Below are 23,580 nucleotides of genomic sequence, written 5' to 3' on the forward strand. Positions count from 1 at the left end.
TAATTTCAGCTTACCGCAATGAGATGTCAAGCCGCGTCCTCTTGTTTTCAGATATATCTCGCGGCTTCAAAGGCGGACCAGACCGCGTCCCGGATATCGCCGGACTCGGCGCAGTCGCCGATGATGATAAAGCTGGTCTCGGGGCAGCAGTGGCAGAATTCCAGGGCCTCCGTCCGGCGGGGCTTCAGTCCCACGGCCATCAGCACCGTATCGGCCTTGAATTCCTTTTTCTCGCCGGTGTCCACATTCTCAGCCACGACGCTCTTGTCCAGAATCTCCAGGAGCCTCCAGCCGAGGCGGCGGTCAACGCCGTTATCCTCGGACAGCTGCAGCAGGTCGGCCCCCGCACCGGTCCGCATCAGGTCGACCTCCTTTGCCATTTCGAGAACGGTCACCTGATGACCTTTCATGCCAAGATTGATGGCGGCCTCGGTGCCCACGGAGGAGCCGCCGATGACGGCCACGTGCTCTCCGCACTCAACAGTCCCGTTTTCCGCGTCGGGCGCCCAGTGGACATGGGGCTTGTCGGCGCCGGGGAGCTTTGGCAGGATGGGGTCGGCGCCCAGGGCGGCGATAACGGCGTCGTAATTCTCAGCGCTCAGCTTTTCGGGCGTCGCCGCGGTGTTCAGGAGCACGCGGGCGCCGCAGTTTGCGGCAAACGCCTCCATGTAGTCCAGATAGTCCCGCAGGTCCTGCTTGAAGGGGGCGGCGACGGCGTCCCGCACGTGGCCGCCGATCCGGCCGCTTTTTTCATAGAGCGTCACGTCGTGGCCGCGCTGCAAAAGCCACTTTACAGCCTCGACGCCGGCGGGGCCGCCGCCGATGACGGCGACCTTCTTTTTGACGGCGGCCTGCGGCAGCCTGCCCTCCGGGTACTCCTTGAACCGGCCCCAGATGGCGTTGACGGAGCAGAGCTTGCTGGTATGGGGGCTGGCCATGCGAAAGCAGCGGCAGCGCAGGCAGGGCATATGCTCCCACTCGCGCCCCTCGGCGTATTTCCGGGGCATATCATAGTCGGCGTGGAGCGCGCGGTTCATGGCCACGATATCCGCCTTGCCGGAGGCGATGATCTCCTCCGCCATGGCCACATCCTTGATGGAGCCCACGGTGGCCACGATCAGATCGGGGTACGCCTTTTTCACCTCGGCGGCGAAGTGGACGTTGTACATCCGGTCCATGGTGTAGTTCTGGAGCATGAAGCGCATCCAGTAAACTTCGCCCCAGACGTCGTGGATGCCGGCGGACACGTGGAGGATATCCACCTTGTCCCTGATGTATTTGATAAACTCCAGCGTCTCGGCAAAGTGCATCTGGTCCGGGTGGAACTCCTCGGCGGAAATGCGGTATTCGATGACGAAGTTCTCGCCCACCGCGGCGCGGACGGCATCCAGCACCTCGCAGGCAAAGTGGGCACGGTTCTCCAGGGAGCCGCCGTACTCGTCGGTGCGCTTGTTGAAGTAAGCGCTGGCAAACTGGGCGATCAGGTTGCCGTGGGCACCGTGGACCATGCACATTTTCATGCCGGCCTGCTTGCAGTGCAGGGCGGCCCTGGCGTACTTCTCCACGGTGGCGCGGATATGTTCTTTTGACATTTCGATCGTCGGGACGGGATCACGGCCTATGCGCTCCGCCCGCATCCGCTCGGCGGGGGTGACAAAGGAGGAGGCGCTATAGGCCGGATGCTTGATCGCATCAAAGGCCGTGTCCTTGCCGTTGTGGGTGAGCTCCAGGGAGCCGTGGGCGCCGTAGCTCTCGCACATCTCGGCGAAATATTTCAGCGGCTGGACGCAGGCCGGGTCCTGCAGCTGCAGTTGGCGCGGCTCGTCGCAGCTCTCGGCGATATCAATGGTGCAGTTGCCCACATTGCAGATAGCGACACCGCCGCGGGCGTACTGGCGGAAGTAGCTGACAAAATCGTCCGTAACGAAGCCGTTGTCGTCCGCGGAAAAGAAGCATCCCGGCGGGGCCTGCTCAAGGCGGTTTTTAAACAGGACGCCGCGGACGGTAAACGGGCTGAAGACGTGCGGATACTTGGAAGACATTTGATACATCCTTTCCACTTTTTCTGATGATACCAGCATAGCGGATACCGGTATCAATTTTGGTTTAACCGGGGGCTTAAAAGCAAAAAAAACCGGAAACCACTTTCACGGTCTCCGGCCGCCCCGCGGCTGTCACGCCCGAAGCTGCGCGGGTATTTCATTTGTGGCCTCCAGCCCCATGCCCTCCAAAAGCTTTTCTATCCCCTGGCGCTTGTCGACGACATAGGCGTCCCCGCCGATATGGTAGACGTCCGTGCCGGGAGCCGGCTGCGGGGTCTTTCTCGTGATGGATACGCCGAGCAGCTGATTCCCCCCGCCTGCCAGATACCACAGCGGGATGTCGTCCGTGCCGTTGCCGGCGGCCGGGCAAATCTCGCACTCCTGCAGAACGAGCCGTGCCACCGCCGTCGTCAGCGCCAGCTCCCAGGGCGAACAGCGGTATTTATCCATATAAGCCGTGCCGGGGAAGGGCATAAACCGGGATATGCGCAGCTGATAAAGCTTTTTGAACTGCTTGAGAAAAAATAGATGGTCAATTCTTTCCTTATCGGTCTCCCCCAGCCCGATCAGCATCATCGACCGGCTGGGGACGTCGGCTTCCTCGCAAAATCGGAGAAGCTGGCGGCGCCGTTCCAGATTGTCTCCCGGCTTGGCGGCCGCGAAAACCCTGGGCGCGTTGCATTCCAGCGAGCTTGTGATGCTGTCGATGCCCAGGTTTTTCAGCTCCAGCACCGTCTCTCTGCGGAAGGAGGGGCCCAGATTGATTTCCAGCTTCAGCCCCGACCGCGCCTTTATCGTCCGGACGAGCTCCAAAAGAGGCTCGTCGTAGCCCCTGTCCAGATCGGTCCCGCCGCTGATGTGAAACTGCCGAACACCCAAGCTCTCTATGAGCTCGAGACCATTGAGCAAAACGTCCGTCGGGAACATCCTCTCCGTGTGGAAAGAACAGTAGGCGCACCGCGGCTTCACGCTGCAGGGAAATAGCCCGCCCGAGCCGGACGACCACCACAAGCGCTTTCCCAGCTTTCTGTCCCTGAGCTCCGACGCCTGCGCAAAGAGCTCATACGCGCTGCGCGGATTCCGGGCGTTTTGAAGCACTTCAAGCGCCTGCGTCTTTGTCAAATCCCAATCCATTTAATTTACCTCTTCCGTTTTTAGATAACAAGTGTGCGCAGCTGTAAATCCCGGCCGCCCGTACGGCGGACGGGGACGATATAAAAGGGGTATTTGACGCACAGTCAAATACCCCAAAATCCCTCAAGCACCGCGGTAATCGCACATGCTTGGAGCGGCAAAAAACAGGCACTGGGATAACCCAAGTGCCTGAAATTGATGCAGCGAATTTGCAGGCCTCTTTCCTGGCAGGATACTATCCTGCGTCATGGGAGGCAACGGCGTTTCCATCGTTACCCTGTGAGTCAAAACTCAGGATCAACCGGCATAGTTTCCCTTAGCCGGAGAATCTCGAAGCATTTATTAAATTTACTTTTAGTTTAACAAATATTTTTTATCAATGTCAAGACTTAAATTCTATGACAGCCAGGAAAGCTGTAAGGGCTCCCTGTCGACAAGTCTCCTGAATGAATAAACGGGATATCCTACGAGCATCGCCCCGGTGACCGTTTTGCTTTCGGGAAGCTTTATCAGCTCAAGGAGCGGCGGGTATCCCGCGGCGGTGCAATATTCAAGCAAGCCGGACCAGCAGGTCCCCAACCCGAGCGACGGCGCCAGGAGCTGCGCGTATGTGAGCGCGAAATGCGTATTGTCCCGGCCAAGGGCCGCCATGCTTTTTTCCGCCAGGGCAACGACAAGGCACGGCGCGCCGCGCAGGATCGTGTCCTTTCCGCTTTCCCTGTACGTCTGAATGGTTTTGGCCGTATTGCGCGACCAGGGGGATCTGCCCAGCGCGCCGTGCTCCAGGTCCGCCTCCGCCCAATCGGCGATGACGGCCGAGACGTCCTTCAGAACACCCGGCGCGTCCACGGCAAGATAGGCCACGCCCTGGGAATTGCAGGCCGTGGGCGCAAATCGCGCCACGTCCAGAAGCCGGCGGATGCTCTCACGCGGGACGCGCTCATCCCGGAAGGTGCGGACGGAACGCCGCGACCGGAGAAAGCGCGCCGCCATTCCGGCGTCCGGCGCCGGCGATTCTTCCAGCGGTATCTGCTTTTCAAGTGGGGCTCTCCCGTGGTCCAGCGCGCCATTGGGGCAAACGGCAACGCAATGCCCGCAGGCGATGCAATAATCGCCGATAACCTCCGGGCCGCACGCGCCCATCGCGAGGCTGCTCCGGCAGACATTGACGCAAAGTCCGCACCGCGTGCATTTTTCCTGATCGACCCGTATCAGGCCGCTTTCAGCCATGGCTCATTCCTCCGACGGCGTGATATCCAGCGCCTTGATCCTGCCGCCGTCCAGCGCAAAATGAAAGTCAAGCGGAAGCGGGCTCCCCTCAAAAATCCCCGTCAGCATGGCGGTGACGACGGTTTCGCCGTTTCTGTCCCGCACGCCTTGGATATCCATGTGTACCTTTGCTTCCCTGTTCGCTTTCAAAATATGCCCGCTGACCGCCTCGGGCCCGCGATATTCCTCGCCCTCGTCCCGCAGCGCGGAATCCGGCGCAAAGCAGGCGGCAAGCAACCGGCCGTCGTCCACGTCACAGGCGTGGTAAAAGGCGGCGACAGGCCCTGGCAGCGGCACGGCCCTGCTGTTGGATGAAAGCACGATACGCAAAAGGCGCACCCTGTCCTCCCTGACGATAAAGTGAAAGTCGAGGTACAGCGGGTCCGGCAGGCCGGTTTTATCGTAGTCTCCGTCCGCAACCGCCGTAACGACGGTCTCCTCTTCGTCCTGCACGGCGTTTGTTATCTCGAGGCGCAGTTGGTCTCCAAAATAGGTTTTATCGCTCCACGCCTTTATTTCAGCCTTTCCGCGATATTCCCGGCCCGCGTCAATAACGGCGGCGTCATTGTGAAAAGCCGACAGAAACGCAGCGCGGTCCTCCGTATTCGTTGCGGCAAAATGCGCCTCAACGGCTTTCGGCAGCCGATAGTTCTTGTTCATTACAGTCCTCCCGTGATATTGAAGTATGACAGCTATCATATTCCGATTGTACGGGATATAACCTGACAACGCCGGGTCAGGTTATGCTTATTACAATAGAAATATGTAAAATCACATGACAGAGAGGAAAGAATATATGAAAGACATGCGCTTTAAGGCTGGCCTCGTTCAAGCGCGCTCCCCGCCGCATGTAAAAGTTGTTGATTATGATGCTGAGATAAAATAAAATAGCTTTGTTAAGAAAAGGCAAGGAGAAGCGCAAATGAAGATTGGTATAGGAATTGACACCGGCGGCACTTGTACGGACGCCGTCGCATACGATTTTGATTCGGAGCGTGTCCTGGCGAAGGGAAAGGCACTGACGACGCGGGAGAACCTTTCCATCGGAATCGGCCAGGCGCTTGATATGCTTCCGCCGGAGCTTATCCGGGAGGCGTCGCTCGTCTCGCTTTCCACGACGCTGGCGACGAACGCGTGCGTTGAAAACAAAGGCTGCAGAGCAAAGCTGCTGATCTTTGGCCTCACGGATGAAAATATCAGGCGATTCAACGCCGAGGCCATCTACGGGCTTAAAAGCGACAACGTCCGGGGCGTCGACACACACGGGAGCGCCGACGGGCTGATCATAGATGAGCCGGACTGGGACATCCTCTTCTCGGAGCTTGGGGATTGGCTGGCGGACGCCGACGCCCTCGCCGCGGCGGAGCTCTACTCCATGAACAACGGCGCCCCCTGTGAAAAGCACGCAAAGCTTCTGCTGGAGGAGCGCTACGGGCTACCCTTTGTGAGCGCCAGTGATCTGACGAGCGAAATCAACGTCCTCACCCGCGGCGCGACCGCGCTCCTTAACGCGCGGCTGCTCCCGATCGTGCGCGAGTTTATAGAAGCGGCGCTTTCGGATTTTTCGGCCCGGCAATGCAGGGCGCCCGTTATGGTCGTGCGGAGCGACGGCAGCCTGATGTCCGCAAAGCTCTCGCTTTCCCGGCCCGTGGAGACAATTTTGTCCGGTCCCGCGGCAAGCGTCCTGGCCGGACGCAGCTTCGCCGGTGAGAAGGATTATCTGATTATTGATATGGGCGGTACAACGACGGATGTTTCGGTCGTCCGCGGCCAGCGGCCCGTCATGGCGGACAGCGGAATACAAATCGGCGGCTGGCGGACGCACGTGAAGGGCGTCTTTGTCGACACCTTCGCCCTCGGCGGCGACAGCGCGGTGCGTATGAAAAACGACATACCGCAGCTCTTCCCCCGCCGGGTCATGCCGATTTGCTCGGCGGCACGGCGCTGGCCGGAAATCAAGGCGATGCTTCTGGCGCTTTTGGACAAAAACCCCCCGTCACAGTTTCCGATTCATGAATTCTTTTATCTTGTCCGGGAGCCTGCCGAGCCAGGGCGCTACGACAAGGATGAACGCGCGCTCATAGAGGCCCTCCGAAAAGGCCCCCGCATCCTGAGCGACCTCAAGGCGGCAGGAGTCGTCGATCTCTACCACCTCAACAGCGAAAGGCTTGAAGCGGAAGGCATCGTCATGCGCTGCGGTCTCACACCCACGGACTTCATGCATATCAAGGGGGACTACACCGAATACGACGGGGAGGCGTCGGCGCTGGCCGCGCGGTTCCTGCTGCGCAGGCTTGGGCGGGAGGATTCCCCGGAGGACCTCCGCGCCCTCGCGGAAGAGGTCTACGGCCTGGTGGGGGAGCATTTGTATGTCAATCTTCTTCGCATCCTCATCGCGCAGCAGCACCCGGCGCAGTTTGCGCAGGGCCTTGATCTGCAAACAGAATTCCTTATCAGGCAAGGCTGGGCAAAACGCGATACGGAAGCGGGCGGGCTCTTCCGTTACGACCTTGGGACGAAGGCGGCGCTCGTTGGAATCGGGGCGCCGACACATGTCTTTCTGCCGGCCGTGGCAAAGGCTTTGGGGACAGAATATATCCTTCCGGAAAACGCGGAGGTTGCCAATGCGCTCGGCGCTTTGAAGGCGGATATTAACGCCGTCACAAAAGTGGAGATTTCCAAGGCCCTGTCGTCGCAGGGCGAAACATATTACGTCGTACACGCGCCGTCGGGGAGCAGTCGGTTTGACAGTCTCGACGAGGCGCTTGACGCGGCAAAGGCCGCGTCCGAGGAGGCTGCCTTGAAGGAGGCCCGGGCGCGGGGCGCTCTGGGGGAGCTCGCCGTGACCACGTCTGTCGAAAGGCACTCCACCCTGAGCAAGTGGGGTACCAGGGTCGACCTGGGCTGTGCGGCCCTATCCGAGGTAACGGTACGCCTCGGATAAGCGCCGGAGCAGCAAGGTGCGGCAGACACTAAAGCGGGCATCGCCGGAACCGGCGGGCGTTCGCTCAATTGAAAACGGCTGCGGCAACTTGAAGTTGCCGCAGCCGTTTTTTCTGGAGGAGGTAGCCGTCAGGCGGGTTTCATCAGTAAGCTGTCCAGCCGCCGTCAACGGCGATTGCCTGCCCGTTGATATAGGACGAATCGTCCGAAGCAAGAAAGAGCGCGGCCTGCGCAATTTCGTCCGGTTCTCCGGGGCGATTGATAAGGCCCGTCCCTTTCATCATCCTGTTCATCGCATCCATGTTGATTTTCTGCATGAATTCACCGCTGCCGACCTCGGTTGTGATGGACCCGGGGCATATGGCGTTGCACCTGATATTTTTACCGCCATAGTGGAACGCCGTGTTTTTTGTCAGGCCCACCAGGCCGTGCTTTGAAGCGGTATAGACAGCACCCGCCCGGCCTCCGAAAAGGCCGCCGACCGAAGCGATGTTGACGATAACGCCGCTTCCCTGCTTCTCAAATTCTTTGATCGCCGCTCTCATGGAATAAAAAGGCGCTTCAAGGTTTAATTTCATGACCTTTTCGTAAATATCATCGCTGAATTCTCCAACAGGGCTGAAATCGTCCATGATCCCGGCATTATTGACCAGGATATCGAGCCTGCCAAACTGTTTGACAGCTTCCGCTATGATTCCCTCCGCTTGTTCTTTGACCAGCATGTCCCCGGCAAACGGGGAAATCCGGCCGGGATAGCCCTCGGCTTCTTTCGCCAGCGCCTCCAAACGGTCGGTCCGCCGGGCCACTGCCAGGACCTTGGCCCCCTGCGCCGCGTACAGCGCCGCGATGGCGCGCCCCATGCCCGAGCTTGCGCCTGTCACAACAGCCGCTTTGTTTTCCAGTCTCATAATATCACTCCTTCGTTTAAGTATGGCATCAATCCGATACTTAAATTCTAATTTGAAATACCGCTTTAATCAATACTCACTAATAGTAATTTAAGGTTCTGTAAACGGGCCGCAAAATCCGGAATATTTCGGATTGACAACGGCTGGCCGCTATGTTAAGATTTACGCGACCATTATCATATAACAGTCGCTTAAATTTTATCAAATGGTCGCTGCGAGGTGGTATCCATGTCTCCTAAAATCTTTGACTTGGAAGAAAGGGAGAATACAAAAATCCGGATGCTGGAAGAAGGCTTTTCGCTGATCAAGCGGCACGGAATGACGCACGCCTCCGTTGAAAAGATCACAAAAGCCGTGGGACTTGGAAAAAGTACCTTTTATAACTTCTTCCCGTCCAAGGAAGCGTTTGTATATGAAATCATCCGGTATCAGCGGGACAGGGCCAAACAGCTCTTTATCGATATTCTGGACGGCCGCGAGAAAATGTCCGTTAACGAAGCCAAGGGTTTTTTGAAAAATATTATTTTCAGCCGGGACAGCATTTACCGCTATCTCACCACTGAGGACGAGAACAAGCTCAAAGCCGCGCTGCCGTCATGCGGGGTCAATGCGGAGGTTGAGACAGGGGTTATGGATACCCTGTTTACCCATATGGACGGCGTACGGGCCGATATCGACTACCGGGTGGTCGCCAACCTGATCAAAATCATGGCGCTTGCGATGATGGGGAAGGATGAACTCCATCAGGACGCCCTGGAAAAGACGCTCGAAAAAATCTACGAGCTGGTATTTTCCTGTATTTTTGAAAAGAGCGGATAAAGGGCGTTTTTTATTGCGCAATAGTTAGGCTATTCTAACAAATGGAAGCAAACCGATTTCAGGAAAGGAGCAATCATGAAGCAAAGAACCAAATCTGCAAAAGCAAAAACCGGCGTGGCGCGTCTGCTGGAGCTCGCCGGGACGAAAAAGAAAAAGCTGATCGCCGCGTGTGTGCTTTCGGTGCTGTCGTCCGCGGCAAGGATGGCGATGTTTTTCACTATTTACGGTGTGGTGCAGGAACTGCTTGTACACTATGTGACGCCCTTGGAGATTGACGCCGGGCGGGTCTATACGCTTGTGGCGGTCACCTTCGGCGCGGCGCTCGTCTACGGTGTGTGCGCGTTCATATCCTCTGCTCTGGCCCACGGCGCGGCCTATGACGTCATCTATGCGCTGCGGATACATATCATGAACAAGCTCGGGCGCATCCCGTCGGGCTTTTTCACCGGCACCACTCAGGGCGCGGTCAAAAAGGTGATTTCGGACGACGTGGAGCAGATCGAGGTGTTCGTGGCCCATCATATCGCGGACATCGCCGCCGCGATCGCCACCCCGCTGTTCACGCTGCTTTACCTGTTCATCATGGACTGGCGTCTGGCGCTCGTGACGCTGATCCCCATCTTTATCTCCCTGTTTATTCTGGGCAGCGGCCTGAAAAATCCGAAGGGCGCACAGACGCAGATCGATATGCATGACACGAAAGAGCGGATGGAGGGCACCATTGTGGAATATATCCATGGGATGCCCGTGGTCAAGATATTCAACCGCACTCTCAGCGCCTTTCGGCGTTTTGAGGACAGCATATCGGATTACGTGAAGAGCGTTGAGCGTACGGCCTATCATTTTGAGGCCAAAATGGGCGCGTACTATGCCTTTTTCGGCGCGCAGCTGCTGTTCCTCATTCCGGCGGGCCTGCTGATTGCCCCGAGGGCCGCCTCCTATGCGGACTTTCTGCCCGTTCTGCTGCTGTTCTTCCTTGTGGGCGGCGGCCTCAAGGAGCCTATGGAAAATATGATGAGCATGGTGCTGCACAGCAAACGGATTTCCGAGGGCGTGGCGCGCATCGACCGGATACTGCGCCAGCCGGAGTTGGAAACGACGGGCGACGCCGCCCCCTCGGCCTATGACGTCGTCTTTGAAAACGTCTCCTTTTCCTACGGCGCGGACGATACGCAGGCGGTAAAGAACCTGAGCCTGAAGCTCGACCAGGGCAGCATCAACGGACTGGTGGGACCCTCTGGCGGGGGCAAATCCACTGTGGCGCAGCTTTTGCTGCGGTTCTATGAGCCGCAGGAGGGCCGCATCAAAATCGGCGGGGTGGATATCCGCGATATCCCGCCCGAAAAGCTGACCACCCTCGTATCGTACGTCTTCCAGGATTCCTTTCTGTTCCATGACACGGTGGAAAATAATATCCGCATGGGCAATAAAGAGGCTCCCCGTGAGGCGGTGGTGCAGGCGGCCATGGGGGCCAACATCCATGACGTGATCGTGGCGCTCCCAAAGGGCTATGACACAGTGATCGGCGAGGCAGACGCCTATCTTTCCGGGGGCGAGAGGCAGCGCATTGCCATTGCGCGCATTTTCCTGAAGAACACCCCCATTGTAATTCTGGACGAAGCGACCGCATACGCCGACGCGGAAAATGAGAGCAAAATACAGCAGGCCTTCGCCCGGCTTGCCGCAAATAAAACCGTGCTTGTGATCGCCCACCGCATCCGCTCCATCCAAAATGCCAATCAGATACTCGTGCTGAAGCAGGGCCAGTTGCTTGGCGCCGGCACCCATGAGACGCTGCTGGCCGGATTCGGTCTGTACAGCGACATGGTGGACGCCAACGAACGGCGTGACCGCTGGACGATCCGGAAAGGCGCGGTAACGGTATGAGGAAATTCAAAAAATGGTTCCGGCTCGTCACGTTCGGAGAGACGAAAAAATACGTGCGTCTTTTTCTTTGGAACTTTTTAGACAGCTTCGTGATGGCCCTGCCGTACGGGGTCATGCTCGCGGCTATTTATCTGCTCCTGATTCCCCTTGCGGCGCCCGCCGCCCCGCTTCCGCTCAGCCGCCTCTGGATTCTGTGCGGCGTGCTTCTGGGGCAGACCGTCGTGTATTTCTTTATTCGCAGGCGCACCTATATCAACATTTGCGTGGGGTTTGCCCAGACAAGCAAAAACGCCCGCATTTCCATGGGCGAGCATTTGCGAAAACTGTCCATGGGCTTTTACAGCCGGCGGGACGCCGGCGACCTCTCCACGGTCCTGCTGCGGGACTATACCGAGGTGGAAAATCTGGCGTCCAGCCTGATCCCGCAGATTTCCGTTATTCTGGTGCGGCTCGCACTCTCCTTTATTGTGCTCTCCGCCTTCGATTGGCGCATGATGCTGGCGGTCATTTCAGTAATTCCGCTGTCGCTGCCCTTTGCCTTCGTCAGCTACCGGCGCATGGGCAAGGTCAGCGGCGCGCTTCTTGCGGCCCAGCAGCAGGCCGCGTCCGGTATTCTGGAATATGTGGGGGGTATTCAGACGCTCAGGGCCTTTAACCAGTCGGGAGAGCATTTTGAAACGCTGAGACGCTCCTTCGACGATCAGCGCAAGCACTCGGTGGGTATGGAGCTGGCGGCGGCCCCTATCGGCATGCTCGGGCGCTTTGTCCTGAGCTGCGGCATCGGCGTGGTGATGCTGTGCGGCGCGCTGCTGCTGACGCGAGGGGCACTGCCGCCCTTCTACTACCTTGCTTTTCTGCTACTTTCCCTCAACATCTACGAGCCGGTGATGACGGTGTTTGCCTTTATCGCGGATTATGCCCGCACCAACCGCTCCGCCCAGCGGATTGACGAGCTGAACCGCGAGCAGCCGCTCCGGGAGCCTGAAGCCGGCGAACAGCCCGACGGGACGGAGATCGCGTTTAAAAACGTTTCCTTCAGCTACGGCGACAAGGAGGTCCTGAGCAATATTTCGCTGCGTATCCCCGCCAAAAGCCTCACGGCGCTGGTCGGCCCCTCCGGCTCAGGCAAATCGACCATCACCCGGCTGGTCGCGCGGTTCTGGGACGCCACTCAGGGAGAGATCACTCTGGGCGGCGTGCCGCTGAAGGAGATGAAAACCGACGAGCTGCTGTCCAGGATCAGCATGGTATTTCAGGATGTGTACCTGTTCCATGATACCATCGAAGCGAATATCCGCATGGGGAAGCCGGACGCCACGACGGAGGAGATCGTCGCGGCCGCAAGGACGGCGGCATGCCACGACTTCATCTCGGCCCTGCCCGACGGCTATGCTACCATCGTCGGCGAGGGCGGTTCCACCCTTTCCGGCGGCGAAAAGCAGCGGATTTCCATTGCAAGGGCGCTGCTGAAAAACGCGCCCATTGTATTGCTCGATGAGGCGACGGCCTCCCTCGACCCGGAAAACGAGGTGCTCATCCAGCAGGCCATCAGCGCGCTGGCGGAGGACAAAACGGTCATCGTGATCGCGCACCGGCTGCAGTCCGTCAGCAACGCCGACCAGATCATCGTGCTGGACAGCGGCCGCATCGCGCAAGCCGGTCGGCATGAAGAGCTGATAGAACAGGAAGGCATCTACCAAAAGCTGTGGCTGGAGCAGCAAAGGGCCGGGAACTGGCGCATGGTATAAGCGGATAAGAAAATGAGGGCGCCCACGGCACGCTTCGCCGGCATAAAGCGCACTATGGACGCCTTTTTTCTCAGGTATGTTTAATAATATAACGCAACCTCCCGCCGCTTCTTTTCAAGAGGACGGGAGGTCGCTTCCATATATCCATTATCTCTATATTGAAATTCGCAAATCAGACGGAGCGGATTATTTCATAGATATCTTGTCGCGTTTGCTTACCCTCTCTGGTAAAGCCCAGCATCGGCCAGCAGTGCATCATATTTTCTCCGATATGAATATGTACTCTGGCCCTCCCTTCCCCTGCCGCTTGTTCCACATCCGGGATATAGGCATAAAACAGCTCGCAGCCGCCAAAATATACATCCATTTCAGGCAACCCGTTCCAAGAGGCGTCAAATGCACGCAGCAGATAAGCGCTGTCCTCATCCACGAGAACCCGATGGATGTTTTTGCAGAACATTACCGGGATCATCGTGTCCTTTTTCCCCTGCCGTCTCATTCTCTCGGTTTGGGCCTCATTTGGAGGCATCTGTAATCCCGGGGACAGCATAATCAATCTAGCCGGGAACGGTACGGATAACTTCTCATGGCGAATATACAAACACAACGTCAAACAAAAAGCGGCCCCCGAAGAATTCCCCATAAACACGATCTTATGAGGCTCGTAATGCAGCAATATTTCCTGATAGACATCGGTCACGCTTTTTACAGTGTCTTTTAGCTTATATTTAGGCGCTAAAGGATATATCGGTAAATAAACCTCCGCCCCTGTACGTTCCGCAATTTCCCCCGCCAACGAAAAATCCCCTTGGTCGGGCGGCATGAAGTAACCGCCACCGAAAAACAATAATACTGCTTTTCCCGCCATATTATTTTTAGCCCTGACAATATAGCATGGCTGCCCTCCGAGTATTTTCTCTTGATATTCATATTTTTTTCTCAGCTTCCGAGCGGGACTTTTGACATTTTGACGCTTTCCGAAGTTTCTGACCATCTTGTCAAAAGCTGTGCCCTCTTTTCCCAAAAGCCACTTCATCTGGAATACATGCAATCCCGCATTGCAAGCGGCATATAAAAAGCTTGCCATGTAACGAGGCCCCCTTTCCTGTTGAGCAAAACAACTCTATCAAAATATTGTCTGCGACGGCGTTTATATTTTCCAGCGCCTGCGGAATATTCTATGCCGTGCCGGGATTATTGTAAAGTCAATATTTTTTAGTAGCTAAATAATATTGACTTTTTTGTTTAGCTGCTATAAAATATTCCTGGGTGAGGCATGAATGACTAAAAAAGAGAGCTTGGTAAAAAAGCTGTATCAGGCCCTGAACATCATGATCTGCGATTCGAAAATTGCCAGAAGCTACGGGACGGAACACAAGCTGACCTATTCGGACATCAACCTGCTAAGGTGCGTGCAGCACAACGAGAACGCCAAGGCCAGCGAGGTGTCGCAATACCTGGGCATCACAAACGGCGCGGTGGCACAGCTTGCCAAAAAGCTCGAGGACAAGGGGTATCTGGAACCATATCGGATCACAGGGAACAAAAAGGAAGTGTATTACAGGCTGACGGCCGGCGGCGAAACGGCCTGCCGGGGCTATGACGAGCATTACGGGAAAATAAAATCCGCCATCGAGGGCTATATTGACACATTAGACGACGACAATGTCGAAAAAATTATCGGACTGTTTGACGCAATGGCCAGCTGCGCCGCCGTTCACGAGCATTGCTCGATCAAGCATGCCGCGGGCAAGGCCGGATATTCTCAACAGTCAGCAATAAAGAGGTGCGAAAAATGCCAAAGAATCTACTGAGTGTAAGGAACCTGTGCGCGTCCGTCGACGGGCGGCGCATATTGAACGGGGCCGAGCTTGAAATAAACGCGGGAGAGGTCCACGTGCTCATGGGCCCCAACGGCGCGGGAAAATCCACGCTGGCAAACGTCGTGATGGGCGACCCGCGCTACAGCGTGGACGAAGGGCGCGTCTTTTTTGAGGGCGCGGACATCACGGAAGAAAAACCGGACGCCCGCGCGAGGCGGGGCATGTTCCTTTCCTTTCAGGCCCCGGAGGAGATTCCCGGGATCACAGTGGAGAACTTCCTGCGCGCGGCGAAGTCGGCGTACACCGGAGAAGACGTGAAGCTCCTCCCCTTCCGAAAGGAACTCCGGGCCAGGATGGAGGAGCTGGGGATGGATGCCTCCTATGCGTCCAGATACCTGAACGTGGGGTTCTCGGGCGGAGAGAAAAAGAAGAACGAAATCCTGCAGATGGCGGTGCTGAACCCGAAGCTGGCGATCCTGGACGAAACGGATTCGGGGCTCGATATCGACGCGGTCAAGACGATCTCCGAGAGTATACACCGCCACAAAAACGAGGAAAACGCGATTGTCATCATCACACATATCACGAGGATTCTGCAAAAGCTCCCCGTGGATTATGTCCATATCATGGCGGACGGGCGCATCGTCAAAACCTCCGACGCGTCCGTGATCGAAAAAATCAACCGGGACGGCTTCGCTTCGGTCCTTGGGTAATACGGGGTGAAAACGATAATGAAAAATCAAAAAACGAGAGTCGCCGATATCGACAGGGCGCGCTTCGACTTCCGGGATTCGGACAAAAGCGGCTATAAAACGGGCAAGGGCCTCACCGCCGATATCGTCGCGGAAATATCCGCAATGAAAAACGAGCCGGCCTGGATGCTGGAGCGCCGGCTCAGGTCGCTGGAGGTCTACAACAGGACGCCGATGCCCGCCTGGGGGCCGCCGCTCGGCGAGCTCGACATGGATGAGATCGTTACCTATGTGCGGCCCAACACGGAGATGAAGAGCGATTGGAACGACGTGCCCGGATATATCAAGAACACGTTTGAGCGGCTGGGTATCCCCCAGGCAGAGCGGGAGTCTCTGGCGGGCGTGGGCGCGCAGTACGACTCAGAGGTGGTCTATCACAATATCCGGCGGGAGCTTTCAAGCCAGGGCGTGGTCTACACCGACATGGAGACGGCCGTGCGGGAGCACGAGGACACGGTAAAGGAGCTCTTCATGAAGCTCGTGCCGCCGGAGGACCACAAGTTTGTGGCGCTGCATGGTGCCGTATGGTCGGGCGGCTCCTTTGTCTACGTCCCGGAGGGTGTGCGCCTTGACATCCCGCTGCAATCCTATTTCCGGCTCAACGCGCCCGGGGCCGGGCAGTTCGAGCATACGCTGATCGTCGTTGAAAAGGGCGCTAACGTCCACTTCATCGAGGGCTGCTCCGCGCCGAAATATAATGTTTTGAACCTGCACGCCGGCTGTGTGGAGCTGTATGTCCGGGAAGGCGCCACGCTGCGGTATTCGACCATCGAAAACTGGTCGAAAAACATGATGAACCTGAACACCAAGCGCGCGCTTGTGGAGAAGAACGGCACCATCGAGTGGATTTCCGGGACCTTCGGCTCTCACACGACCATGCTTTATCCCTCCAGCATTTTAAAGGGCGAGGGCGCCCGGTCCACATTCACGGGCATCACCTTTGCCGGGGCCGGGCAGAATCTGGACACGGGCGCCAAGGTGGTGCACCTGGCGCCAAACACCTCCTCCACCATCAGCTCGCGCTCTATCTCCAAGGATGGCGGAATCGCCGTCTACCGCAGCGCCGTCAGCATCCTGCCGGAGGCCACGGGGGCAAAGTCCTCCGCGGTGTGCGAGTCCCTGATGATGGACAGCAAGTCCCGCTCGGACACGATACCGGTCATGGATATTCGCAGCGACGAGGCGGATATCGGGCACGAGGCCAGAATCGGGCGCATCAGCGACGCGGCCGTTTTCTACCTCATGACCAGGGGGCTTTCGGAGGAGGAGGCCAAGGCGATGATCGTCCGCGGGTTCGTGGAGCCCATCGCCAAGGAGCTCCCGCTGGAATACGCGGTCGAGATGAACAGGCTCATCAGTCTGGAGCTGGAAGGCACGATCGGTTAGGAGGCACGATATGAGTCAATTTGAAACAATGCTGGGCAGAATGCCCGTGCGCACCTGGAGCCGGCCCCGCGTGAACGACGCCGGGCTTGTCCTGCGCGAGCCGGACGACGTCTCCCTCGCGGGCGGCGCGGATATCCGCGCGTCCGGGCAGATTATCATAAAACAAAGCTATGACAGGACGGCATTCGGCGAGGACCTGACGGGGCCCTTCGTCCCCGAGGGGCTGCGGGTGTTTATAGAAGAGAACACGAACCGGCGGCATCTTATCCGGATTCCCAAGGGCTACGCGGAGCGGGAGCCGATCGTCCTCACACTGCATTTGGGCATGGAGAGCCCGGTTCTCGTGGACGACGTCGTCATAGAAGCGGAGGAGGACGCCAGCGCCGTCGTTATCCTGAAATACACCTCCGACGACGGCACGCGGGTCCAGCACTTTGGCAGGACGCGCGTCATTGTCCGCCGGAACGCCAGGGTGCAGCTGGTGAAGCTGCAAATGCTCCCCAATGATGCCGCCCATACGGACGCCGTCGGCGGCGTGGCGCAGGCCGGCGCGCGGCTGGACGTGATCCTCGCGGAGCTGGGCGCGGCCCGGCCGCTCTCAAGCTGCAATCTCATCCTCGAAGGAGACGGCGCCAACGCTGAATTGGACGTGGTCTATCTGGGCGATGGCGAGCGGTCCCTTGATATGAGCTATCGCGCGGAGCACCGGGGCCGGAAGACGGTCTCCGGTATCTATGCCAAGGGCATCCTGATGGATCGGAGCAAAAAGATATTCCGCGACACGCTGGATTTTAAAAGCGGCGCGTCCGGCTCCAAGGGGCGCGAGGAGGAGAACGTTCTGATGCTCGGGCGCGATGTGCGCAACATTTCGGTCCCGCTGCTGCTGTGCGGAGAAGACAATGTTGAAGGCGAGCACGCGGCGTCCTCGGGGCGGCCGGACGAAAAGGTCCTGTTCTATCTGATGAGCCGCGGATTAGGCGAGTTGGAGGCAAAAAAGCTGCTGGCGCAGGCCGCCGTTTCCTCCATCGTCGAAAAGATACCCGAAGCATCCGTCCGGAACGAAATACTCGGCGCGGTGCGCCGGTCCATCGGGAAGGGAGGCGCGAAGGCTTGAACAAGTATCTGCATGATTTTCCGTTATTGCTCCAGCCGGACGAAAAGGGCCGGCGCATTGCCTATCTCGACAACGCCGCCACGACGCAGAAGCCGCAGGCCGTGCTGGACGCGGTAACGGCATACTACCAAACCTCCAATGCCAATCCTCACCGGGGGGCCTATGACCTGAGCGAGGCGGCGACGAAGGCGCTGGAGTCCGCCCGGGAAAAGGTGCGCGCCTTTCTCGGCGCCCCAAAAGCGGCAGAGATCGTCTTTACCAAAAGCGCCACCGAGTCGCTCAACCTGGTCGCCCAGAGCTACGGGATGTCCTTCCTGAACCCCGGCGATGAGATCGTGCTGGCCATCTCCGAGCACCACAGCAATCTGGTGCCCTGGCAGATCGTGGCGCGGGCCAGAGGGGCCTTTCTCACCTATTTGTATACGGACGAATCCGGCCGCATCCTCCCCGGGGAAATCGAAAAAAAGATCACCGGCAAAACGAAGCTCGTTGCCGCGGCGCACGCCTCCAATGTGACCGGCGTTGTCAATCCGATCGAGGCCATCATCGATCGGGCGCATCAGGTCGGCGCGGTGGCCGTTGTGGACGGCACGCAGAGCGCCCCCCACATGGCGGTGGACGTGGCCGCTTTGGGCGCGGATTTCTATGCGCTTTCAGCCCACAAGATGCTGGGGCCGATGGGCGTGGGCGTCCTTTACGGGAAAGAGAAGCTGCTTGAGGCAATGCCCCCGTTTTTATACGGCGGCGATATGATTGAATACGTCGAGGAGCAGACGTCCACCTTCGCCCCCGTTCCGCAGAAATTCGAAGGCGGCACGCAGAACGTGGGCGGCGCCGTGGGGCTTTCCGCCGCCATCGATTATCTGAACAGCGTGGGTATGGAGAGCATCCGGGAGCACGAGCGGGCGCTCACGGCCTATATGCTCGACAGGCTGCGCGGCGTGCCGCAGCTGAAAATCGTGGGGCCCGATGAGCTTCAGGACCGGATCGGCGTGGTCTCGTTCACCCTGGAGGGCGCGCATCCTCACGACGTGGCCACGATACTCAACGCCGACAGGATCGCCGTCCGCTCAGGCCACCACTGCGCCCATCCTTTTATGTGCCACCTGGGCGTGCAGGCCACCTGCCGCGCAAGCGTCTATCTGTACAATTCAAACGAGGATATCGACCGGCTGGCCGAGAGCCTCAAAGGCGTCAGGAGGTGGCTGGGCTATGGACTTGAGTGATTTGTATACCGAGGTGATCACCGAATATGGCCGGTCGCAGAAGCACCGGCATCCGCTGGAGCATCCGGACGTCACGGAGCGGGGCGTCAACCCCAGCTGCGGGGACGACATCAGCCTGGAACTCGAGGTAAACGGCGGGGTCATCGAAAAGGCCGCGATTTTGGGGAGCGGCTGCGCCATATCGCAGGCCTCCGCCGCCATCATGGCGGGCCTCATCGAGGGCAAGCCCACCGGGGAGGCCAACCGGCTGGCGGCACTGTTCCTCGGGATGATCCGCAAGGACGTGACCGATGAAAATGAACTGGAGGAGCTCCAGGACGGGGTGGCGCTTCAAAACATCTCAAACATGCCCGCGCGGGTCAAATGCGCGACGCTCCCCTGGCACACGCTGGAAGAGGCGCTGAAAAAGCTGTAAGGCTCCGGCGCAGAAAAAATACCTCCATATACACCAAAAGTACCGATCTGTCACAACTCAGGTCGGTACTTTTGATATTTTCTTTATTGGAGATAAGCGATTGGATGAACATTGGATAAACGTTTAACAGATCATTTACACTTTAGCTGGAAGTATCCGTCGGCGCAAGCTCCCTGGGGGGATACTTCCCTGCCGTATATGTATCCCCCCAGCATATCAATTTCAACAATACATGCGATATCTTTATATTTTTTGTATTTTTCCCTGATATTGCAACCCCCCGCAGGGGTTGCGTGTTTGTTTCAGACGTCAAAAAAATCTGCTGGAGCAAGATAAAGATCATTGACATTGACAATTGCGCCCCGCAAATCCTCCGGGGAGGCTTGTACGGAATATCCAAACATGATACCGTCTACCTGCGCAGTTTTTTGGGGAAATGCCTGAAAGCTCCGGCCCAGGCGCGTCGAGCCCTTGAGCTCGTTATAAAGAGCGGCAAAAATCGTAAAATCTTATAACGAGGTAACACATGAAACGTTTTAAACTCATTGTCAAAAGAGTTGTGCAAATCGTTCCCATTTTGCTTATTGTTACCCTGCTCGCCTTCTTTCTGAGCAACGTTTCGTCGGGTGATGTGGCCACGGTCACGCTCCAAAGCAGGGGCGTTCAGCCCACAGAGCAAAACCTCGCGGCAGTCCGCGAGGAGCTTGGGTTAAACGCTCCGTTACCCGTGCAATACATAAATTGGCTTAAAAAAGCCGTGCAGTTCGATTTCGGAATTTCATTTCAAACCCACAAGCCCGTCTCGGAAGAAATATTCGCCAGATTCCCCGCGACACTCAAGCTTGCGCTGGCAGCGACACTCATGTCGTTGGTTTTTTCCATACCTCTTGCCTTATTATCGGCCAGATATAAGGATTCCACGGCCGACCACACGATCCGGATACTGTCAAGTGTCGGCGCCACCATACCGGACTTCTGGCTGGGGTTAATGCTGCTTTACTTATTCGGCGTCGTCCTGAAGATCGTCCCGGTGATTTCCGGCAGCAAGCTCAGCAACATCTTTCTTCCGGCGTTTACACTCAGCGTCGCTTATGGCGCAACCTATGTCCGTGTTCTCCGAAGCAATCTCATTGAGGTAAGGCGATTTGATTACATGAAGGCGGCAAGAGCCCGCGGCCTGGGCGAAGGAAAGGCTCTTGCCAAGCACGGGCTTAAGAACGCGCTGCTTCCGATGGTCACGCTGATAGGAATTAACTTTGGCAAGCTGCTCAGCGGACAGATCGCCACTGAGACGATTTTTTCCTGGAACGGCATCGGGAAATTCGCCGTTGACAGCATGAAGGTCAAGGACCTGCCGGTCATTCAGGGCTATATCATGATCGTTTCCATCACCTATATCGCAATAAATCTTATTTTAGATATTTTGTATATGTATATAGACCCGAGAATTCAATCAGATTGACAAGGAGAAATATTAAAATGGTAAGAAACATTTTAAGAAAGCTCCTCCATAATAAAGCCGCAATGTCAGGGCTCGCAGTCATCCTTCTGTTAGTTTTTGCGGGCATTTTCGCAGAAAGGATATCTCCGCACGACCCCTATAAGGTAGATCTGGCCGTGAAGCTTCTGGGCCCTTCCGCCCGGTATCCTCTGGGGACGGATCAGCTTGGCCGCTGCATACTGTCAAGATTGATATACGGGACGAGAACCAGCCTGTATACCGCCATGACAGTCACCCTGGTGATATTGGCAATCGGCGTTCCTCTCGGCATCATCGCCGGTTACATCGGCGGCGCGGTCGACAATATGATCATGCGTCTTGCGGATATTGCCTCAACCTTTCCCTCGTCTCTGCTGGCGCTTGCAATAGTCGGCATCTTCGGGCCGAGTCTCTATAATCTGATGCTTGTGTTTATCTTTCTGTGGTGGGCGCCGTTTGCCCGGATGGTAAGAAGCTCGGTCATTAAACTCAAGGAAACAGAGTTTGTCATGGCGGCGGAGGCCGCCGGCAGCCGGCGCATTTCAATCATATTAAAGCATATATTCCCCAATACGCTGTCCCCTATTATTGCCTATGCCACGTTAAGAATAGCCGCTGTTATCGTGCATATCGCGGGCTTTTCCTTTATCGGCCTCGGCTCACAGCCGCCGACGGCGGATTGGGGCGTCATGCTTAACGACGGCAGGCAGTATATCAGCTCGTATCCTATGCTGCTCATCTGGCCCGGCCTGATGATTGTTGTCGTCGTGCTGGCTTTTAATTTGTTCGGAGAAGGCTTGAATGACGCGCTCATACCCAGTTCGGAGGAACGGGCGATCGTAAAAGAAACAGGTGGCGCAAATGTCTGAGACGCCGGTTTTACAGATACGAAGCTTAAAGACGTATTTTTATACGAAAAACGGCGTGGTCAAAGCTGTGGACGGCGTTGATCTGGACGTCGGCAAAGGGCGGATAACCGCCCTTGTGGGCGGGTCCGGCAGCGGGAAATCCATGCTGTCGATGTCTGTCATGAACCTGGTTGAAAAGCCCGGCAGAATTATCGACGGGCAGGTATGGCTAAACGGAAGAGACCTCAGAACCTTGAGCGAGAAAGAGCTGAAGGACGTCAGGGGCAAAGAAATTGCCATGATATTTCAGGAACCGACCAGCGCGATGAATCCCGTGCTCAAGGTCAAGAACCATTTGTTTGAAGCTGTACATACGCATGACAAAAAGCTCAGGATGCGGGACAAGCTGGATGAATTTCGCGATGTGCTGCTGCGGGTGGGACTGGGCAACCCCGACAAAATTCTCGAAAGCTATCCGTTCGAGCTCAGCGGCGGAATGTGCCAGCGGGTTATGGTGGCGATGGGAATCGTGACCAATGCCAGCGTGTTGATTGCGGATGAGCCGACTTCTTCCCTTGACCTGACGACACAGGCCGCTATCCTGGAAGAGCTGCTGCGCCTGAAGGACGCGGGGATGGCAATCGTTTTGATTACGCACGACCTGGGTGTTGTGGCTCAGACCGCGGACGATATGTACGTCATCAAAGACGGAAAGGTTATTGAAAGCGGTCCCGTCTGCGATGTGTTTGCTTCTCCGCAGCAGGCGTATACAAAGTTCCTGATGGAACCGATAGCGCTGCTGCGCTGAAATGGATAAGGCCATGAATATTATTGAAGTAAACGGGCTTTGCAAGGCGTACGGCAATGCCAGGCCGAGAAATTATGCGGTATTTGATGTCAGTCTCGGGATCAGAAAAGGTGAAATCCTCGGGCTTGTCGGAGAATCCGGGTGCGGCAAGAGCACGCTTGGAAAGCTCCTTCTCAAGCTGGAAAAGCCAACAAAAGGCAGAATTACATTTGAAGGCACGGATATCACGGACTATTCCTTTAATGAAATGCGGAAGATCAGGAACAACATGCAGATCATTTTTCAAGGCAGTTCCAACGCATTTAACCCATTTTATACGGTCAGGCAGATCATCGGCGAGCCGCTGAACAACTATTGCCGGATAACAAACGACGACATGGACACTAAAATCACCGCCATGCTGGAGAAAGTGGGACTGGGCGGCGAATACCTAGGCAGATATAGCAGCGAGCTCTCCGGAGGCCAGCGGCAGCGCGTCGGGATCGCGCGCGCGCTCGTTTTGAATCCCAAATTCGTTGTTTGCGACGAGGCGATCTCCAGCGTTGATTACGCTTTGAAAAAACAGATTCTGCAAATTCTTTATGACTTGAAAAAGCAAAACAGCTTTACTTATCTGTTCATATCTCACGACATAGAGGCGGTCAAGGCCGTTTGCGACAGGGTCGTCGTGATGTATCTCGGAAATATTATGGAAATACTTCCGCATGCGGACAGCAAAGCGCTTCATCCCTATACAAAAGCGCTGCTTGCCGCAGCGCTGACAGCGGACCCTGCCGTAAAAAGCAAGAAAAAGATTTTATTTAAGGAGGAAGGAAATCTTGAAATTCCGGGAAAGGGATGCGTATTCCAGTCCAGATGCCTGTATGCGCAGAAGCAATGCATGTCCGAGAGCCCCGGGCTGGCGGAAATACAGGACGGCCACTATGCGGCCTGCCATCTTCTGCAGCCCGAACTATAGATAAGGAGAGAACGACGGAT

General features: G+C 56.8%; 20 protein-coding genes and 1 riboswitch. Of the genes, 14 read left to right on the forward strand and 6 right to left on the reverse strand.

The features are described from left to right. Positions 1-47 precede the first annotated feature (47 nt). The 4 genes from BUB60_RS06425 to BUB60_RS19725 form a co-directional block, all read right to left on the reverse strand. The gene (locus BUB60_RS06425; RefSeq protein ID WP_073076849.1) at positions 48-2,042 is read right to left on the reverse strand and encodes an oxidoreductase; all 1,995 of its coding nucleotides are present in this window, start codon (positions 2,040-2,042) and stop codon (positions 48-50) included. A 132-nt stretch (positions 2,043-2,174) separates the two neighbouring features. Further along, a complete protein-coding gene (locus tag BUB60_RS06430) occupies positions 2,175-3,176 on the reverse strand; it encodes a radical SAM protein (protein WP_073076854.1) in 1,002 nt (333 codons plus the stop codon). A gap of 200 nt (positions 3,177-3,376) precedes the next feature. Beyond that, a riboswitch (molybdenum cofactor riboswitch) is annotated at positions 3,377-3,524 on the reverse strand. A gap of 48 nt (positions 3,525-3,572) precedes the next feature. After that, entirely contained in the window at positions 3,573-4,406 is an 834-nt protein-coding gene (locus tag BUB60_RS06435) for a nitroreductase family protein (RefSeq protein WP_073076855.1), read from the reverse strand. Between the two features lie 3 nt (positions 4,407-4,409). Continuing rightward, positions 4,410-5,105 carry a nuclear transport factor 2 family protein gene (locus BUB60_RS19725; RefSeq protein ID WP_159435359.1) on the reverse strand — a complete coding sequence of 232 codons (696 nt, stop codon included), beginning with the start codon at positions 5,103-5,105 and terminating at the stop codon, positions 4,410-4,412. Between the two features lie 262 nt (positions 5,106-5,367). Between BUB60_RS19725 and BUB60_RS06450 the strand changes: the two genes are divergently transcribed. After that, positions 5,368-7,389 carry a hydantoinase/oxoprolinase family protein gene (locus BUB60_RS06450; RefSeq protein ID WP_073076857.1) on the forward strand — a complete coding sequence of 674 codons (2,022 nt, stop codon included), beginning with the start codon at positions 5,368-5,370 and terminating at the stop codon, positions 7,387-7,389. Positions 7,390-7,531: 142 nt separating this feature from the next. Here the strand turns inward: BUB60_RS06450 and BUB60_RS06455 are convergent, their stop codons facing one another. Continuing rightward, positions 7,532-8,296: a glucose 1-dehydrogenase gene (locus BUB60_RS06455; RefSeq protein WP_073076860.1), complete on the reverse strand. Its 765-nt coding sequence runs from the start codon at positions 8,294-8,296 to the stop codon at positions 7,532-7,534. Between the two features lie 228 nt (positions 8,297-8,524). Between BUB60_RS06455 and BUB60_RS06460 the strand changes: the two genes are divergently transcribed. The 3 genes from BUB60_RS06460 to BUB60_RS06470 all read left to right on the forward strand — a co-directional run bounded on the left by BUB60_RS06460 (position 8,525) and on the right by BUB60_RS06470 (position 12,750). After that, the gene (locus BUB60_RS06460; protein ID WP_073076862.1) at positions 8,525-9,115 is read left to right on the forward strand and encodes a TetR/AcrR family transcriptional regulator; all 591 of its coding nucleotides are present in this window, start codon (positions 8,525-8,527) and stop codon (positions 9,113-9,115) included. A 75-nt stretch (positions 9,116-9,190) separates the two neighbouring features. Continuing rightward, positions 9,191-11,002 (forward strand): ABC transporter ATP-binding protein, encoded by a 1,812-nt coding sequence (locus BUB60_RS06465; protein ID WP_073076865.1) that lies wholly within the window; start codon positions 9,191-9,193, stop codon positions 11,000-11,002. After that, entirely contained in the window at positions 10,999-12,750 is a 1,752-nt protein-coding gene (locus BUB60_RS06470; protein WP_200796606.1) for an ABC transporter ATP-binding protein, read from the forward strand. The genes BUB60_RS06465 and BUB60_RS06470 overlap by 4 nt, the downstream gene beginning before the upstream one ends. A 172-nt stretch (positions 12,751-12,922) precedes the next feature. Here BUB60_RS06470 and BUB60_RS06475 read toward each other — a convergent pair whose 3' ends face one another. Next, entirely contained in the window at positions 12,923-13,837 is a 915-nt protein-coding gene (locus BUB60_RS06475) for an alpha/beta hydrolase (protein WP_073076866.1), read from the reverse strand. A gap of 193 nt (positions 13,838-14,030) precedes the next feature. Between BUB60_RS06475 and BUB60_RS06480 the strand changes: the two genes are divergently transcribed. The 10 genes from BUB60_RS06480 to BUB60_RS06530 all read left to right on the forward strand — a co-directional run bounded on the left by BUB60_RS06480 (position 14,031) and on the right by BUB60_RS06530 (position 23,560). Further along, a complete protein-coding gene (locus BUB60_RS06480; RefSeq protein ID WP_073076868.1) occupies positions 14,031-14,564 on the forward strand; it encodes a MarR family winged helix-turn-helix transcriptional regulator in 534 nt (177 codons plus the stop codon). After that, positions 14,546-15,286 (forward strand): Fe-S cluster assembly ATPase SufC, encoded by a 741-nt coding sequence (gene sufC, locus BUB60_RS06485; protein ID WP_073076871.1) that lies wholly within the window; start codon positions 14,546-14,548, stop codon positions 15,284-15,286. The genes BUB60_RS06480 and sufC overlap by 19 nt, the downstream gene beginning before the upstream one ends. An 18-nt stretch (positions 15,287-15,304) precedes the next feature. After that, positions 15,305-16,711: a Fe-S cluster assembly protein SufB gene (gene sufB, locus BUB60_RS06490; RefSeq protein WP_073076874.1), complete on the forward strand. Its 1,407-nt coding sequence runs from the start codon at positions 15,305-15,307 to the stop codon at positions 16,709-16,711. 10 nt (positions 16,712-16,721) lie between these two features. Beyond that, positions 16,722-17,825, forward strand: a complete 1,104-nt coding sequence (locus tag BUB60_RS06495; RefSeq protein ID WP_073076876.1) for a SufD family Fe-S cluster assembly protein — start codon at positions 16,722-16,724, stop codon at positions 17,823-17,825. After that, a complete protein-coding gene (locus tag BUB60_RS06500; protein ID WP_073076879.1) occupies positions 17,822-19,051 on the forward strand; it encodes a cysteine desulfurase in 1,230 nt (409 codons plus the stop codon). The genes BUB60_RS06495 and BUB60_RS06500 overlap by 4 nt, the downstream gene beginning before the upstream one ends. Continuing rightward, on the forward strand, positions 19,038-19,466 hold the full coding sequence (gene sufU / locus BUB60_RS06505) for a Fe-S cluster assembly sulfur transfer protein SufU (protein ID WP_073077054.1): 429 nt from the start codon (positions 19,038-19,040) through the stop codon (positions 19,464-19,466). The genes BUB60_RS06500 and sufU overlap by 14 nt, the downstream gene beginning before the upstream one ends. A gap of 526 nt (positions 19,467-19,992) precedes the next feature. Then, complete coding sequence (nikB, locus tag BUB60_RS06515; RefSeq protein WP_073076885.1) at positions 19,993-20,928, forward strand: nickel ABC transporter permease; 936 nt, start codon at positions 19,993-19,995, stop codon at positions 20,926-20,928. A gap of 17 nt (positions 20,929-20,945) precedes the next feature. After that, complete coding sequence (locus tag BUB60_RS06520) at positions 20,946-21,815, forward strand: ABC transporter permease (RefSeq protein ID WP_073076888.1); 870 nt, start codon at positions 20,946-20,948, stop codon at positions 21,813-21,815. Beyond that, positions 21,808-22,602: an ABC transporter ATP-binding protein gene (locus tag BUB60_RS06525; RefSeq protein WP_073076890.1), complete on the forward strand. Its 795-nt coding sequence runs from the start codon at positions 21,808-21,810 to the stop codon at positions 22,600-22,602. Before BUB60_RS06520 ends, BUB60_RS06525 begins: the two co-directional genes overlap by 8 nt. 13 nt (positions 22,603-22,615) lie before the next feature. After that, positions 22,616-23,560: an oligopeptide/dipeptide ABC transporter ATP-binding protein gene (locus tag BUB60_RS06530; RefSeq protein WP_084726311.1), complete on the forward strand. Its 945-nt coding sequence runs from the start codon at positions 22,616-22,618 to the stop codon at positions 23,558-23,560. The last annotated feature ends 20 nt before the right edge of the window (positions 23,561-23,580 follow it).

Origin of the sequence: Sporobacter termitidis DSM 10068 (assembly GCF_900130065.1) — a bacterium.
In the GTDB taxonomy this organism is placed as follows: domain Bacteria; phylum Bacillota; class Clostridia; order Oscillospirales; family Oscillospiraceae; genus Sporobacter; species Sporobacter termitidis.

Excerpts from the sequence above, each read along its gene's own strand:
- sufU (WP_073077054.1), top strand. The coding sequence starts at position 19,038 with ATGGACTTGAGTGATTTGTATACCGAGGTGATCACCGAATATGGCCGG.
- BUB60_RS06430 (WP_073076854.1), bottom strand. The coding sequence starts at position 3,176 with ATGGATTGGGATTTGACAAAGACGCAGGCGCTTGAAGTGCTTCAAAAC.
- sufB (WP_073076874.1), top strand. The coding sequence starts at position 15,305 with ATGAAAAATCAAAAAACGAGAGTCGCCGATATCGACAGGGCGCGCTTC.
- BUB60_RS06530 (WP_084726311.1), top strand. The coding sequence starts at position 22,616 with ATGAATATTATTGAAGTAAACGGGCTTTGCAAGGCGTACGGCAATGCC.
- BUB60_RS06425 (WP_073076849.1), bottom strand. The coding sequence starts at position 2,042 with ATGTCTTCCAAGTATCCGCACGTCTTCAGCCCGTTTACCGTCCGCGGC.
- BUB60_RS06475 (WP_073076866.1), bottom strand. The coding sequence starts at position 13,837 with ATGGCAAGCTTTTTATATGCCGCTTGCAATGCGGGATTGCATGTATTC.
- BUB60_RS06480 (WP_073076868.1), top strand. The coding sequence starts at position 14,031 with ATGACTAAAAAAGAGAGCTTGGTAAAAAAGCTGTATCAGGCCCTGAAC.
- BUB60_RS06435 (WP_073076855.1), bottom strand. The coding sequence starts at position 4,406 with ATGGCTGAAAGCGGCCTGATACGGGTCGATCAGGAAAAATGCACGCGG.
- sufC (WP_073076871.1), top strand. The coding sequence starts at position 14,546 with ATGCCAAAGAATCTACTGAGTGTAAGGAACCTGTGCGCGTCCGTCGAC.
- BUB60_RS06450 (WP_073076857.1), top strand. The coding sequence starts at position 5,368 with ATGAAGATTGGTATAGGAATTGACACCGGCGGCACTTGTACGGACGCC.
- nikB (WP_073076885.1), top strand. The coding sequence starts at position 19,993 with ATGAAACGTTTTAAACTCATTGTCAAAAGAGTTGTGCAAATCGTTCCC.
- BUB60_RS06470 (WP_200796606.1), top strand. The coding sequence starts at position 10,999 with ATGAGGAAATTCAAAAAATGGTTCCGGCTCGTCACGTTCGGAGAGACG.
- BUB60_RS06520 (WP_073076888.1), top strand. The coding sequence starts at position 20,946 with ATGGTAAGAAACATTTTAAGAAAGCTCCTCCATAATAAAGCCGCAATG.
- BUB60_RS06460 (WP_073076862.1), top strand. The coding sequence starts at position 8,525 with ATGTCTCCTAAAATCTTTGACTTGGAAGAAAGGGAGAATACAAAAATC.
- BUB60_RS06455 (WP_073076860.1), bottom strand. The coding sequence starts at position 8,296 with ATGAGACTGGAAAACAAAGCGGCTGTTGTGACAGGCGCAAGCTCGGGC.
- BUB60_RS06495 (WP_073076876.1), top strand. The coding sequence starts at position 16,722 with ATGAGTCAATTTGAAACAATGCTGGGCAGAATGCCCGTGCGCACCTGG.
- BUB60_RS06525 (WP_073076890.1), top strand. The coding sequence starts at position 21,808 with ATGTCTGAGACGCCGGTTTTACAGATACGAAGCTTAAAGACGTATTTT.
- BUB60_RS06465 (WP_073076865.1), top strand. The coding sequence starts at position 9,191 with ATGAAGCAAAGAACCAAATCTGCAAAAGCAAAAACCGGCGTGGCGCGT.
- BUB60_RS19725 (WP_159435359.1), bottom strand. The coding sequence starts at position 5,105 with ATGAACAAGAACTATCGGCTGCCGAAAGCCGTTGAGGCGCATTTTGCC.